Raw genomic sequence first — 13376 nt, 5'->3', positions numbered from 1 at the left:
CGCCGCGCTGGCCAGCTCGTCGATGAATGAGGTGTCGTACATGGCGCCTCCCTTTTGCGCGAGCGTCAAGTTTGATTGGGATGGCCGGCTCAACGCGGATGCGCCGCGCATGCCGGCACCCCGTATGATACGCCACCGTCCGCACCTTCCCCCGGCGCGCCTAGAAACCTGCACGAACCCTCGACGTGCGGCCAGGCGGCATCCGGCCCACTCTTCGCTCCAAAAACACGGCTCGTGCGCTGAGGTGTGTTTTTGGAGCGGAGAGCGACGCGGTGAGGAGGCATTACCCCACCGAATACCTTGCTCGAAAATGAACGGCTGCATGTGCGCCGTTTCGGGCATTAAAAATGATAATGTTTCATTCTGAGAACCTTGAGGAAACCGAGAAGTGCTCGATGGCTATAAAAACCGCCCGGCAGCCAAGCGAATCACAGGGCCTCGGACTGGTCCCGCAGCCAGTCGATCAAGTTCACGATGTGGATACCCTCTTCGGTTGTCCCTACGCGCAAACAATCCAATGTGAGAATGATCCGGGGGAAGGCATCCTCTAACATGCACAAAGGCTTGAGCTCGCGCTCGTACGTCGCTGTATCAACAAGCGAGTCAACGACTTGCAGGTAGTGCCGCACGTCGCGTTTCTGTGCGACGAAATCCACCTCGCCTTTCTCGAGCGTGCCCACCGACACGTTGAATCCTCGCCTGATCAACTCCAAATACACCACGTTTTCCAGCTGGAAGCCCACATCCCGCCCCGAGAACCCTCCCGGAAGGTTCCGCAGGCCCGTGTCGACGGGATAGTATTTCCTCAGCGGCCTGAGCAACTGCTTGCCTTGGACCCCGGTTTGGAGGGCGCTGTGTAGAACAAGCGCCTGCTCAAGCGCGCGCAGATACCCGTCGATCGTCTCGTAGGAGGCTTTCGCCCCCGCGCTCTTCAAGTAGTTCGCTATGCTTTTGACCGAGAACAGGTTGCCCGACGTCGAGAACACATAGGCGACCAGCTTTTCGAGCAACGCATAATCGCGAATCTGAAACCGCTGCGCCACATCGTTGACGATGACGGAGTTGAATATGCCAGTGAGCTCACGCGCGATGTCTTCCTCGCGGGGCTCTTTGAGCGCGAAAATGCTGGGCATGCCGCCGTACCGCAGGTAGTCCGCAAACAGCGTGTTCAACGCAGCGTCAGATTTCCCTCGGATACGCGAGCTAAACTCCAGATACTCGCAGAAAGAAAGCGGGTATACATCCAGCTCAACGTAACGGCCTGCAAGTAGCGTCGCAAGGTCGGACGAAAGCAGGTAGGCGTTCGATCCGGTTATATACACGTCGACCCCGGATCGCGTATGGAGCCCGCGCACGACTCGCTCCCACTCGGACACCATTTGAATCTCGTCGAGAGCAACGTAGAACATATGCGATGGATCAGCGCAATCGAGCGCAGCCGCAATCTCGTCTTGGAGGTCTTCGGCAGTTGGGTTGAGCGGTAGCCCGAATTCGTCGAACCGCTTGCGGAACACGTTCTCCTCCGGCACGCCTTGGGCATGCAAATCCTCGATAAACAGGTCGAGCAGCGTTGATTTGCCGCAGCGACGCACGCCGGTGAGGACTTTGACGAATTCCGTGTCGCGATATCGCGTGAGTAGTTGTTGGTAATGTGGTCTTGGAATGCGATTTCGCATAGCAGCCTCCATTTCAATTTAGTCGATTATAGTCGATAATCAATGGATTTTAAAGACTATCGTAGAGTATGCTCGACTTTATATAAGTATGGAGGCGTAGGCGTCCGTTAAAAAACGGAGCTCGGCGACATCTGCGCCGAGCCCCGTTCACACAGTCAGAACTTAGAACAACCCGCTGATCTTGCCGTTCTCGTCGACGTCGATCTTGAACGCCGCGGGGGTTTTGCCCAGGCCGGGCATCGTCATGATGGAGCCGGTAAGCGCCACGACGAAGCCGGCACCGGCGGACACCTTCACCTGGCGCACCGTGACGGTGAAGCCGCGCGGGGCACCGAGTTTGGCTGCATCGTCGCTGAAGGAGTACTGCGTCTTGGCCATGCACACGGGCATGCCGCCGAAGCCGAGCGCCTCGAGCTGCGCGAGTTCCTTCTTGGCGGCGGGCTCGAACGTCACGCCGTCGGCATGGTAGATGCGCTTCGCGATGGCCTCGATCTTCTCGGCGAGCGACAGGTCGTCGTCGTAGGAGAACTCGAACGTCTCGGCGCTGCGGCCCTCGGCGTCGCCCTCGGCGCACAGGCGCACCACCTCGGTCGCCAGCGCCTGGCCGCCCTCGCCGCCCTTCGCCCACACCTCGGACAGCGCCACGTTCACGCCCAGCTCGCGGCACTTGGCCTCCACGAGGTCGAGCTCGGCCTTCGTGTCCGTCGGGAACGCGTTGATGGCCACCACGCACGGCAGGTGGTACACCTGCGTGATGTTCTCCACGTGCTGCAGGAGGTTCGGCAGGCCGGCTTCCAGCGCCTCGAGGTTCTCCTCGTTGAGGTCGGCCTTCGCCACGCCGCCGTGGTTCTTGAGCGCGCGCACCGTGGCCACCACGACCACCGCGTCGGGCTTGAGGCCCGCCAAACGGCACTTGATGTCGAGGAACTTCTCCGCGCCGAGGTCCGCGCCGAAGCCGGCCTCCGTCACGCAGTAGTCGCCCAGCGCCATGGCCATGCGCGTGGCCATGATGGAGTTGCAGCCGTGCGCGATGTTGGCGAAGGGGCCGCCGTGCACGAACGCCGGCGTGCCCTCGAGCGTCTGCACGAGGTTCGGCTTGAGCGCGTCCTTGAGCAGGGCCGTCATCGCGCCCTCGGCGTGCAGGTCGTGCGCCGTGACCGGCTGGTCGTCGTAGGTGTAGCCCACCACGATGCGTCCCAGGCGCTGTTTAAGGTCGGTGATGGAGGTGGCCAGGCAGAAGATGGCCATGACCTCGGAGGCCACGGTGATGTCGAAACCGTCCTCACGCGGCACACCGTGGGCCTTGCCGCCCAGGCCGTCCACGATGTTGCGCAGCTGGCGGTCGTTCATGTCCACTACGCGCTTCCACGTGATCTTGCGCACGTCGATGCCCAGCTCGTTGCCGTTGTGGATGTGCGCGTCCAGGAGCGCCGCCAGCAGGTTGTTGGCGGCTCCAATGGCATGGAAGTCGCCCGTGAAGTGCAGGTTGATATCTTCCATGGGGATGACCTGGGCGTACCCGCCGCCGGCTGCGCCGCCCTTGATGCCGAACACGGGGCCGAGCGACGGCTCGCGCAGCGCCACGACCACGTTCTTGCCCTGCTTCGCCAGCGCGTCGGCCAGTCCCACCGTCGTAGTGGTCTTGCCCTCGCCAGCCGGCGTGGGGTTGATGGCCGTGACCAGAACGAGCTTGCCCGGCGTGTGCTCCTGATCCTTGAGCAGGTTGTAGTCCACCTTCGCCTTGTTCGTGCCGTACATCTCCAGGTACTCCTGCGGCACGCCCGCCTTCTCGGCTATCTCGCTGATGTGCCGCGGCTTCGTCGCCTGGGCAATTTCGATGTCGCTCAACACGTGGGGCCCTCCCTTTTTCCTCGTCGGTGCGCTTTCCTGCATTCTACTGGTTTTCCACCCCCTGACCACCTACTTTCCCGCAAGGGCCATCAAATACCAGCAACCGGGTTGCCATCCAGGGCTCAATGGCTTCCCAAACAACTGCCGTTCCAGAGATAGCATACTAACCTCATTAATGCTATACTGCTATCATCGTGAGAAACGAACCGAGGAGTCGCAATGTCCATGGCGCAGATGAATACGAGAATCGATGCCGAGGTGAAAGAGCGCGGGGACGCCGTTCTCGCTCAAGCAGGCTATTCCTCGTCTCAGGCCGTGCGCGCGATCTGGAGCTTTGCCGCATCGCATGCGCACGAGCCGTTGGTCGTGAGGCAGTTTCTGCAGCAGGCCGAAGGCGGCGGCCAAGATCCATCCGCAAAGGCGGCGGCCGATGCGAAGCTCGAGGCACTCGAACGAGCCTTGAGCCTGCATGAGCGCCTTGAGACCACCCTGGGCTTTCAACTTGAAGCCGAGGAAGCCCTTACCGACCGCCAGCTACGGGGAGAGGCCCTTCTGTCGCGTTGGGAAGATCGGGGACTCCTGTGACCACGGCGCCTGCAAAGCTACTGCTCGACTCCAATGTATGGGTGGACCTCTTCGCCAGCGACCGGCCGGGGCGCGCCGATGCCACGGCGCTCGTCACGCACGCGATGAGCCGGCAGATCGCGCTGCTCTATGCCGCCTCCTCGGTAAAAGACGTCTACTACCTGCTCGAGGAACGTGAGAAACGGGAGGGTCCGAGCCAGCGGCGCGGAGGTGACGGCAACCATCGCCGCCGTGAACGAGTACGCCTGGGGCTGCGTGCTCTCCATGGGCGAGATGGCGACCGTCGTCCCCGTCGACCAGTCCGACCTCTGGATCGCGACGAAGTTCCGCACCGTCCACGAGGACTTAGAGGACGACCTCGTGCTCGCCGCCATGGAGCGCTCGCAAGCGGATTTCCTCGTCACCAGCGACGAAACGCTGCTCCGCAAATCGCCCGTCGCGGCACTCTCCCCGCACGACCTGCTCGCGTTGATGACCGCGTAGCCCCCGGCAGTCCTTACGCCACTCCCCCGCCCTGCGCCTCGTGGATCAGGCGCAATCCTTCCAGCGTGAGCTCCGGGTTCGTGGCGGTGATGGTCTGGGAGAGCTCGGCCACGCGGGGGGCCAGGCCGCCGGTAGCCACCACCGGCGCTTCGTAGCCTAGCTGGGCGAAGATGCGGCGCACGAGGCCGTCCACGCGATCGGCCTCGCCGTACACGATGCCGGCTTGGATGGCCTGCTCGGTGCTGCCGCCGATGGCCGTGTGCGGATCCACCAGGTCGATGGCGGCCAGGCGCGTGGCGCGCGAGAACAGGGCCGCGGCGCTCGTGTCCACGCCCGGCGCGATGACGCCGCCGATGAAGCGCCCCTCGCGGTCAACCACCTCGATGTTCGTGGCCGTGCCGAAGTCCACCACCACCACGGGCGCGCCGTAGAGCGACCGCGCGGCCACGGCGTCGGCCACGCGGTCGGCGCCGATCTCTCCGGGGTTGGCGTACGTGGTGGGGAACAGCTCCCCGGCCGAGGCGGCCGTGCACACGAGCGCGTCGATGCCCAGCATACGATGCAGCGCCGCGCACCATGCCTGCGTGAGCTGCGGCACCACGGAGGCGAGCGCCGCCCCCTGCAGGTCGTCCGGCGCGATGCCCTCCGAGTCCAAAAGCGGCAGCACCTTCACGCGCAGCTCGTCGGACGTATGGCTCTTGTTCGTGGCCACGCGCCACATGTGGGCGAGCACCTCACCCTCGTAGACCCCCATGACGGTTTGGGTGTTCCCCACATCGATGGCAAGTAACATGTTTTTGACAAACCCCCTCGGACGCAGGCGAAACGGACGGGAGCGGATATAGTTGCGGTTGATCATTATACCAAGCGGTCGCCTGCCGCCCTTATCTGACTACGCACTCGTAGAAAGGTATCACATGAACGATACACCGAACCGCATCCTCGTCGTGGACGACGAGCCTTCCATAACGGAATTCGTCAGCTACGCCCTGAAGAAGGAGGGCTTCTACACCGACGTGGTGGACAACGGCGAAGAGGCCCTGGCCCTGGCGACCAAGAACCCCTACGACCTGTTCGTTCTCGACATCATGCTGCCCGGCATGGACGGCTACGAGCTGTGCCGCCGCCTGCGCTCCAAGACCACGGTGCCCGTGCTGTTCCTGTCGGCGCGCGACACGGAGCTCGACAAGGTGGTTGGCCTGGAGATCGGCGGGGACGACTACCTGGCCAAGCCGTTCGGCGTGCGCGAGCTCATCGCCCGCGTCCGCGCGCTGCTGCGCCGCGGCTCCGGCGGCGACTTCCCCGGGGCGAACCACGCCATCACGGCCAGCGGCATCACGCTGGACGAGGACGCCCACACGGCGTCGGGCGAGCATGGCGAGATCGACCTCACGCCGCGCGAGTTCGAGCTCTTGGCCAGCCTGATGAAGAACGCCGGCAAGGTGGTGTCGCGCGAGGACCTGCTGCGCGACGCGTGGGGTTGGGAATACTTGACGGAAACCAAGACGGTCGACACCCACATCAAGCGCCTCCGTGATAAGATTGAGGGTGCCGGGTACGATCCCGGCTTGGTGGAGACGGTTCGCGGATACGGGTACAGGTTCAGACAATAAAGAGGCTGCAGACATACTTCTCATTGCTGGCAACGCTGCTCATGCTGCTCGCCGGCGCCATCATCGTGCTCACCTGCTTCATCGCCTTCGGCACCCCGCCGAAGGCGTTTCTGCTTCTCGTGCCCACCGGGCTGGCAACGTTTGTGCTCAGCCTCATCATCGGCCACTTCCTGGCCGAGCCGCTGAACGTACTGGTGAAGAAGACCGAGGCCGTCCGTTCCGGCTCCGATGTGTCGCTCGCCCCCGACGGGCGCCTGCACGAGGCCGACGAGCTGTCGAAGACCATCGACTCGCTGGTGAAGAAGACGAAGTCCCAGCAGATCGACCTCGCGCTCAAGGAACGCCGCCAGTCGGCGTTCGTGAGCGACGTGGCCCACGAGCTGCGCACGCCGCTCACCGCCATCCGCGACAACGCCGAGATGCTCTCCGACCCCGACCTGCCGCCCGAGCTGCACGACAAGTTCTGCTCCATCATCGTGGGCGAGAGCGAGCGCTTGAGCCGCCTGACGAACGACCTTCTGGCCCTCCAGCGCATCGAGAACGACCACACGCCGTTCGAACTTCAACGGGTGAACCTGAAAGGCCTGGCCCACAGCGTGATCGACGCGCTGGAGCCCATCCTGCGCGACCGGGAGGCGAACACCGAGATCGTGGGCGAGGCGCCCGACGTGCTGGGCAACCCGGACCGCCTCAAGCAGGCCGTGACGAACCTCGTGGAGAACGCGAGCCGCTTCATCGACCCGGGCGGGCACATCACGATCGAGCTGTTCGGCCTGCGCGGCAACTCCATCCTGGCCGTGAAGGACGACGGCCCCGGCTTCGGCGACGCCGACCCCAAGCTGTTGTTCGACCGCTTCTACCGCGCCGACGCCTCGCGCAGCCGCGGCACGGGCGGCACGGGGCTGGGGCTGGCCATCGTGAAATCGGTGGTGGAGGCGCACGACGGCACGGTCGAGGCCATCAACCTGCCCGAGGGCGGCGCCTGCTTCATCGTGGCGCTGCCGTCCATCCCGGCGGAGGCAGTCCCGGCGAAAGCCTAGGGACACCGGGAGCACCGCTGCGCAACGGCGTCGGAACAACGTTGCCCTCGGCCACGGTCTGCGCCTTCCATCGCAGCGGTTTGCCTATAATGGAACGACGCGCCGCCGGCGCAGGCGGCCTATGCAGAGATTCAGGGGAAGGCAACGCACTATGAAAGTGAAGAAAGCGCATGTGAGAACCATGCTTCCAGTGGCCTCGGCGGGGTTCGCCTCTTTCTGGGCCTGGTTCTACCTCGTGCTCTTGAGCCCTTATCCGGCCAGCCATGCCGGCGACCTGTCGCTTGCGCTCAAGCTGGCGTTCCTCGTGGGCGTGCTGGCCGTGCTCTTGCTCGTGTACCTGAAGCGCGACCTTTTCGGCCGCACCGAGCACGACCCGCTCCCCTGGGCGGCGGCCTTGCTGTCGCTGCCGCTCGGGCTGCTCAACCTCGCAGCGCATTACCTGGCCGTCCCTCCAGCCGCGTTCTTCGCCGCCTGGTTCCTGGGCGGCTGCGGGTTCTCGCTCGTCTTCCTCTTGTGGCCCAAGGTGTTCATGGTGGGCTGGCAGAAGGACGTGGGGGCGTACCTGTCGGCAAGCGCCCTGGCAGGAGCCGTGATCTACCTGTTCGCGTGCGAGCTGCGCCCGCCCTACGGCGACGTGGCGCTCGTACTGCTGCCCCTGGCGTCGCTGGCCGTGCTCCACTACGTGCGCACCCATATCGTGGGCAGCGAGCAGGAACCCGAGGCACCCCTCGAGCAGACGCGCCTGTTCCCGCTCACCGGCTTCACCGTGGCCGTGTTCGGCGCGCTGTTCGGCATCGCGCTCTACCTGCTGTGCGCGAACCTCGACGCCGTGGACCCGCTGGCCATCGCCGCGGCCATCGCATGCGGCGCCGGCCTGCACCTGGCGCTGAGCGTGCTGGTGAAGCGCTACGTGCCGTTCGGCACCGCGGAGAAGGTGGCGCTCCTGCTGCTGGTGGTGGGATTCCTGGGGCTCGCGTTCCTCGGGCCGGGGCTCATGCTGGCGTGCTGCCTGTTCATCGTCGGCGTGTACGTGTACCTGGACTTCTCGAACATGAGCGCGCTCGTGGGCTTCGCGAGCGGCCACCCCTCGCCGTTCTGGCGCATCGCGCGCGGCCAGCTGGTGCTGCCGGCGGGCATGATCGTGAGCTGGGTCGCGTGCATGGCCATCGAGCGCACCGACCCGAGCCTGTTCGCCTACGTGCCGTACCTGGCGCTCGGCCTGCTGCTCGCCCTGGCGCTGCTGGCTGCGTTCGTGCCGTTCAAGGACAACACGTTCGCCGACAAGACGGTGAAGGCCGAGATCGCGGAGGGCGGCTACTTCAAGCAGCGCTGCAACCAGGCGGCGCAGACCTACAAGCTGTCGAACCGCGAGGGCGAGATCCTGTACTACCTGGCGAAAGGGCGCAACGCCCAGTTCATCGCCGACGAGCTGAACATCTCGGCGTACACGGCCAAGACGCACGTGTACCACATCTACCAGAAGATGGGCATCAACTCGCAGCAGGAGCTCATCAGCATCGTGGACTCCACGGAGGTCGTGTACCAGTAGGGCGCCAACGGAGCTTGCAGGCGGGCGAGCCGAACGTGCGACGCACGCCGCCTGCCGCGCCCTCGGACGCCGCAGGGTGCTCGTGCCCGCCTAGTACCCCACGGCCGCCACGAGCGGGGCGAGCACGGTGGCGTGCAGCGCCACCATGGCCAGCGTGGGCAGCACGCCTGCCTTGAAGAAGTCGGTCATCTTCCAGTAGCCGTAGCGGAACGACAGCATGTTGTTGCTGTCCACGCCCATGAGGAACGTGGTGGATGCGTTCACCGCCACGATGACCGTGAACACCACCGGGCTCACGCCGAACGCGGTCGAAAGCGACGCGAGCGGGATGAGGCAGATGGCGATGAACGCCGGCCCCACGGGAATGACCAGGCGCAGAAGCGGCAGCAGCGCCGCCGTGGCGCCCACGACGGCCCCGCCGCTCACAGCGAGCTTGCCCACGGTGGAGCCGAACAGCCAGCTGGCCGCCCCCTGCTCCTTCACGCCGCCCGACAGCGACTGCACGCAGCCGATGAGCAGCACGATGCTCCACGACACCGACGCCGTGTACTCGCGCCACGTGAGCACGTCCAGCCCCGGCAGGAAGAACAGCACCAGGCAGAGCACCGCGATAGCCGTGGCGTCCCAGCCCGTCCAGTTGCTGGCGATCCACAGCGCGAACGTCACGCCCATGATGCCGAGCACCTTCCAGTCCAGCGTCTCCAGCCGGCCCACGGCCCGCCCCTTCTCCTCGATGCAGGCCATGGTGGCCGCCGAGATGGGCTCCGGGCGGAACACGAGCGTCACCGACAGCCAGCATGCCGCCAGCAGCACGAGCGCGATGGGCATGCAGATGGCCGTCCAGTCCAGAAACGATATCTCGATGCCGGTGTTGGCGGCCAGCACGTTCATGGCCATGATGTTCATGGCGCTGCCCGACGGGATGGACTGCCCGCCCACCACCGATGCGTACGTGATGCCTATCATGAGCGCCCGCCCCAGGTTGGACTTGCCGGGCTCGCACCCCTCGATCTTGAGGATACTCGACACCGCGATGCCCGCGAACAGCGCCGTGCACGGCAGGTCGGAGATGAAGAACGACAGCACCGCCGCCGACACCATGAACGCGCCCACCGTGGCCCGCGCGTTGCCCTTCGTCAGACGCATGAGCGCGAACACGATCTTCGTGGGGATCTTCGTCTTCAGCAGCGCCGCCGTGATGCCGAACGACGCCAAGATGAAGAAGATCACGCTGCTGATGAACCCGCTCCACACGCCGCCGTTGAACTCCAGCACGTCGAACACGGGCATGAGCACCATCATGACGAGGCCCGAGATGGCCACGGGCACCGGCTCCGTCACCCACAGGAAGATGCCCGCCACCATGAGCGCGAGCGACATCTTCCCCGCCTCGGTAAGCCCCTCCGGCGTGGGCCCCAGCCAAGCCGCCGCAACCAGCACCACCGCCACCGCGACGCACGCGGCCCTCTTGGCCGCCGCGCCGCCAGCAGGCGCCTGGCTGCGTCGCGTATCCCGCCCGTCTCCGCCCATCGTCTACCTCCCCCTCGCACGTCGAGCCCTCGAACAGGCGCCCACCATAACGTGAACGCGCTGCCCGCGAATCGGACGCCTGAAAGGAAAGCGCACGAACGCCATACTACTGTGCGTATGACCCCCTTCGTGCAGGCTCTTCATACGGATTTTTCGATGACTTCCCCCGGTTTTAGCAACGGCTACTCGATTCGCGGCCTTGCGCGCTCGGAGATAGTGGGATGCGAGCATTCGGAAAAGAGGCGCGCCGCTCGCGCGAGGGACAGCGAAGAAAGGGGGATCGTCCGAAGCTCCGATCGAACAAGGATCCTACTGGAAAAGCAAGGGGGTTGATTCATCTCATGTCCGACAACAACAAGCAACAAGGCACGTCGCTCGGCAAGCGGTTGGCGCTCATCGGCGTGGCCGTGGCCATCATCGTGATCGCGCACTTCCTGCCCACGCCGGAGGGCCTGTCCTACGCGGGCAAGATGGCCATCGCGCTCATGGTGTCCGGCATCGTGCTCTGGGTGACGGAGCCGGTGCCCATGGCCATCTCGGGCCTGGCGCTCATGTGCCTCATGCCGGGATTCGGCATCTTCCCGTACAACGGCACGCCCGGCGTATGGGCGAACTTCATCAGCAACGTGATCTTCTTCATCTTGGCGTCGTTCGGCATCACGTCGGCGCTGCTGAAGACGAAGATCCCCACGAAGATCGTGTTCACGCTCATGCACATCACGAAGGGCAACGCGAAGCTCACGGTACTCATGTTCATGATCGCCACGGCCGTGATCTCGGCGTTCGTGTCGAACCTGCCCTGCACGGCGCTGTTCGCGGGCATCGCCATGTCCAGCATCATCGAGGTGGAGCAGAAGAACGGCACCGCGAAGCACGCCGCCAACCTGGGCAAGGCGCTCATGATAGGCATCGCGTACGCCTCGTGCATGGGCGGCATGATCACGCCGGCCGGCTCGGCGCTCAACATCATGACGCTGAACATGCTGGGCGCGAACGCGGGCTTCACCATCTCGTTCCTCGACTGGGTCATCATCTGCGCGCCCATCGCCCTCATCCTTCTGGTGGTGTGCTGGCTGTCGGTGGTGTTCATCTTCAAGACCGATCGCATCTCCGAAGAGACGATGCTCGCCATCGAGAAGTCGGGCGCCTCGGTGGGCAAGCTCGACGGGTTCGACAAGAAGGTGCTCGCCATCCTGGCGCTCATGATCGTGGCCTGGGTGGCCAGCAACTGGACGGGCTGGGATGCCACGGCCATCGCCGTCGCGGGCCTGGCGCTGTTCTTCCTGCCCGGCATCGACGTGCTCACCTGGAAAGAGTACATCGCCAGCGTGCAGTGGGCCATCGTGCTGCTCATCGGCTGCGTGCAGTCCATCGCAGGCGGCATCAAGGAGCAGGGCGCGGCGAGCTGGCTCTTCGGCGCAACCGTGGGCAAGATGGCCGTGTCGGCGTTCGCCGTGGTCGCCGCCACCGCCGTGGCGCTGCCGCTCATGCGCCTGATCATCCCGGTGGGCCCGGCGCTCATCGCCATCAGCCTCATCCCGCTTGCGGGCATGGGACCTGCCATGGGCGTGTCGGCCGCCGTGTTCGCCATCATCATCGCGTTCAACGCCAACACGACGTTCCTTCTGGGCGTGGACAGCAACAACATGATGACGTTCAAGCACGGCCAGTGGAAGATGGGCGAGTTCTTCAAGGCCGGCATCGCGCCGACCATCGCCATGATGATCCTTCACGCCACCATCCTCGCCCCGCTCGTGGGCCTGGTGGGGTACTGATTCGCAACGTTCGAGCTCTCTGCGGACTCGCGTTTCCAGGGCCCGGACCCCGCAAGGGGTCCGGGCCCTTCCCTTTTGGCGCTTGCCGGGCCCGCGGTTTCGGCGCACAATAGATCCGGGTCGCAACGACGGCGGCCGCACAGGGGAAGTCAGGGGAAGGAAAGCGACATGATAGAGGCTATCGCGTTCGATGCGTACGGCACGCTGTACGACGTGTACTCGGTTGAGCGGAAGTGCGAGGAGGAGTACCCCGCCAGCGGGGCGGCCATGAGCCGTCTGTGGCGGCAGAAGCAGCTGGAATACTCGTGGCTGCGCACGCTCATGGGGCGCTATGCGGACTTCTGGCACGTCACCGAGGACGCGCTGCGCTACACGCTGGCCGAGCTGGGCCTGGAGGGCGACGAGGAGAAGATCGCGGCCATCATGGCAACCTATCTGGAGCTTGAGATGTACCCCGAGGTCATAGAGGCCATGGCCCGGTTCGGCACGCGCAAGAAGGCCATCCTCACGAACGGCAACCTGGGGATGATCGAGCCGCTGGTCGCGCGCTCCGGGCTGGGCGCGCACCTGGACGCCTGCCTGAGCGCCGACGAGACGGGGCTGTTCAAGGTGCGGCCCGAGGTGTACCAGCTGGCCGTGGACCATCTGGGCGTCGCGCGGGAGCGTCTGCTGTTCGTGTCGTCGAACGGCTGGGACGTGGCCGGCGCGAAGGCGTTCGGCTTCACCGTGGGCTGGCTCAACCGCCGCGGCCTGCCGCCCGAGGAGCTGGGCGTGCGCGCGGATTACGAGGCGACGAACTTGCTGGAACTCGCAGAGATGGTGGAGGCCTCGGCCTAGCGCGACGGCCCCGCAAGCCGTCGCTCGCGAAGTCGATGCCCGTCGCCGCTCTGCAGAACCGCCGCCCGCGAAACCGTCGCTCGCCGCTACGCGGCGCCTTCCGGCTTCAGCGCAGCAGACGCATCGCCGGGTGCCGCGGGCGCCTCCACGTCCTCGAACTCGAAGCCGGGCTTCGTGCACACGGTGCAGAAGGCGGGACGGCGGCCAGTCACGATGAGGCCGCAGGCCGGGCAGGACGAGAGGAGCCCGGAAGGACGGGCACCCTCCGCCAGGTCGAGGCAGAGGTGCGCGGCGGCCTGCTCCACCTCCTGCAGCTGGCGGTAGAGCTTCGCGATGTCGCGGTAGCCGCGCACGCGGGCGCGTGCGGCGGCTTCGCGGCAGGGGCCCGTGCTCCAGCCATCGAGACGCCCGGCCGCGGCGCGCAGGGCGTCGTCCAG

12 protein-coding genes are annotated in these 13376 nt (G+C 65.3%); 7 read left to right on the top strand and 5 right to left on the bottom strand.

What is annotated here, in order from left to right; all coding sequences use genetic code 11:
* Window positions 1-428 precede the first annotated feature (428 nt).
* Window positions 429-1676 (bottom strand): ATP-binding protein, encoded by a 1248-nt coding sequence (locus GPA_RS07250; protein ID WP_041239234.1) that lies wholly within the window; start codon window positions 1674-1676, stop codon window positions 429-431.
* A 162-nt stretch (window positions 1677-1838) separates the two neighbouring features.
* Window positions 1839-3527 (bottom strand): formate--tetrahydrofolate ligase, encoded by a 1689-nt coding sequence (locus tag GPA_RS07245; protein WP_041239233.1) that lies wholly within the window; start codon window positions 3525-3527, stop codon window positions 1839-1841.
* Window positions 3528-3752: 225 nt separating this feature from the next.
* Here GPA_RS07245 and GPA_RS16760 point away from each other — a divergent pair, with 225 nt between their 5' ends.
* Together GPA_RS16760 and GPA_RS16750 are read left to right on the top strand one after the other, a co-directional pair.
* Complete coding sequence (locus tag GPA_RS16760; RefSeq protein WP_167536616.1) at window positions 3753-4112, top strand: type II toxin-antitoxin system RelB/DinJ family antitoxin; 360 nt, start codon at window positions 3753-3755, stop codon at window positions 4110-4112.
* 174 nt (window positions 4113-4286) lie between these two features.
* On the top strand, window positions 4287-4595 hold the full coding sequence (locus GPA_RS16750; protein WP_156790962.1) for a hypothetical protein: 309 nt from the start codon (window positions 4287-4289) through the stop codon (window positions 4593-4595).
* A gap of 13 nt (window positions 4596-4608) precedes the next feature.
* Here the strand turns inward: GPA_RS16750 and GPA_RS07230 are convergent, their stop codons facing one another.
* Window positions 4609-5388: a type III pantothenate kinase gene (locus GPA_RS07230; protein ID WP_041239232.1), complete on the bottom strand. Its 780-nt coding sequence runs from the start codon at window positions 5386-5388 to the stop codon at window positions 4609-4611.
* Window positions 5389-5512: 124 nt separating this feature from the next.
* On the opposite strand from GPA_RS07230, the gene GPA_RS07225 reads away from it, so the two are divergent.
* The 3 genes from GPA_RS07225 to GPA_RS07215 all read left to right on the top strand — a co-directional run bounded on the left by GPA_RS07225 (window position 5513) and on the right by GPA_RS07215 (window position 8797).
* Window positions 5513-6208 (top strand): response regulator transcription factor, encoded by a 696-nt coding sequence (locus tag GPA_RS07225; RefSeq protein WP_015539450.1) that lies wholly within the window; start codon window positions 5513-5515, stop codon window positions 6206-6208.
* A gap of 110 nt (window positions 6209-6318) precedes the next feature.
* Window positions 6319-7248, top strand: a complete 930-nt coding sequence (locus tag GPA_RS07220) for a sensor histidine kinase (RefSeq protein WP_041240240.1) — start codon at window positions 6319-6321, stop codon at window positions 7246-7248.
* Window positions 7249-7399: 151 nt separating this feature from the next.
* Window positions 7400-8797 (top strand): helix-turn-helix transcriptional regulator, encoded by a 1398-nt coding sequence (locus tag GPA_RS07215; protein WP_015539449.1) that lies wholly within the window; start codon window positions 7400-7402, stop codon window positions 8795-8797.
* A gap of 90 nt (window positions 8798-8887) precedes the next feature.
* Here GPA_RS07215 and GPA_RS07210 read toward each other — a convergent pair whose 3' ends face one another.
* Window positions 8888-10327 carry an SLC13 family permease gene (locus GPA_RS07210; RefSeq protein WP_049784058.1) on the bottom strand — a complete coding sequence of 480 codons (1440 nt, stop codon included), beginning with the start codon at window positions 10325-10327 and terminating at the stop codon, window positions 8888-8890.
* 341 nt (window positions 10328-10668) lie between these two features.
* Between GPA_RS07210 and GPA_RS07200 the strand changes: the two genes are divergently transcribed.
* Both GPA_RS07200 and GPA_RS07195 read left to right on the top strand, forming a co-directional pair.
* Window positions 10669-12102 carry an SLC13 family permease gene (locus GPA_RS07200; RefSeq protein WP_015539448.1) on the top strand — a complete coding sequence of 478 codons (1434 nt, stop codon included), beginning with the start codon at window positions 10669-10671 and terminating at the stop codon, window positions 12100-12102.
* A 168-nt stretch (window positions 12103-12270) separates the two neighbouring features.
* Window positions 12271-12939 carry a haloacid dehalogenase type II gene (locus GPA_RS07195; RefSeq protein ID WP_015539447.1) on the top strand — a complete coding sequence of 223 codons (669 nt, stop codon included), beginning with the start codon at window positions 12271-12273 and terminating at the stop codon, window positions 12937-12939.
* 86 nt (window positions 12940-13025) lie between these two features.
* On the opposite strand, the gene GPA_RS07190 is transcribed toward GPA_RS07195, so the two are convergent.
* Window positions 13026-13376, bottom strand: a 351-nt coding sequence (locus GPA_RS07190; protein WP_041239230.1) for a hypothetical protein, incomplete at its 5' end; no start/stop codon positions are given.

The organism is Gordonibacter pamelaeae 7-10-1-b, assembly GCF_000210055.1.
Classification (GTDB): domain Bacteria; phylum Actinomycetota; class Coriobacteriia; order Coriobacteriales; family Eggerthellaceae; genus Gordonibacter; species Gordonibacter pamelaeae.
Note: the sequence above shows the minus strand (reverse complement) of the source record. Positions and strands in the feature narration are given on the sequence as shown.

Coding starts and splice junctions, on each gene's coding strand:
- GPA_RS16760 (WP_167536616.1), top strand. CDS start 3,753: ATGGCGCAGATGAATACGAGAATCGATGCCGAGGTGAAAGAGCGCGGG.
- GPA_RS07195 (WP_015539447.1), top strand. CDS start 12,271: ATGATAGAGGCTATCGCGTTCGATGCGTACGGCACGCTGTACGACGTG.
- GPA_RS07250 (WP_041239234.1), bottom strand. CDS start 1,676: ATGCGAAATCGCATTCCAAGACCACATTACCAACAACTACTCACGCGA.
- GPA_RS07230 (WP_041239232.1), bottom strand. CDS start 5,388: ATGTTACTTGCCATCGATGTGGGGAACACCCAAACCGTCATGGGGGTC.
- GPA_RS07225 (WP_015539450.1), top strand. CDS start 5,513: ATGAACGATACACCGAACCGCATCCTCGTCGTGGACGACGAGCCTTCC.
- GPA_RS07215 (WP_015539449.1), top strand. CDS start 7,400: ATGAAAGTGAAGAAAGCGCATGTGAGAACCATGCTTCCAGTGGCCTCG.
- GPA_RS07210 (WP_049784058.1), bottom strand. CDS start 10,327: ATGGGCGGAGACGGGCGGGATACGCGACGCAGCCAGGCGCCTGCTGGC.
- GPA_RS07200 (WP_015539448.1), top strand. CDS start 10,669: ATGTCCGACAACAACAAGCAACAAGGCACGTCGCTCGGCAAGCGGTTG.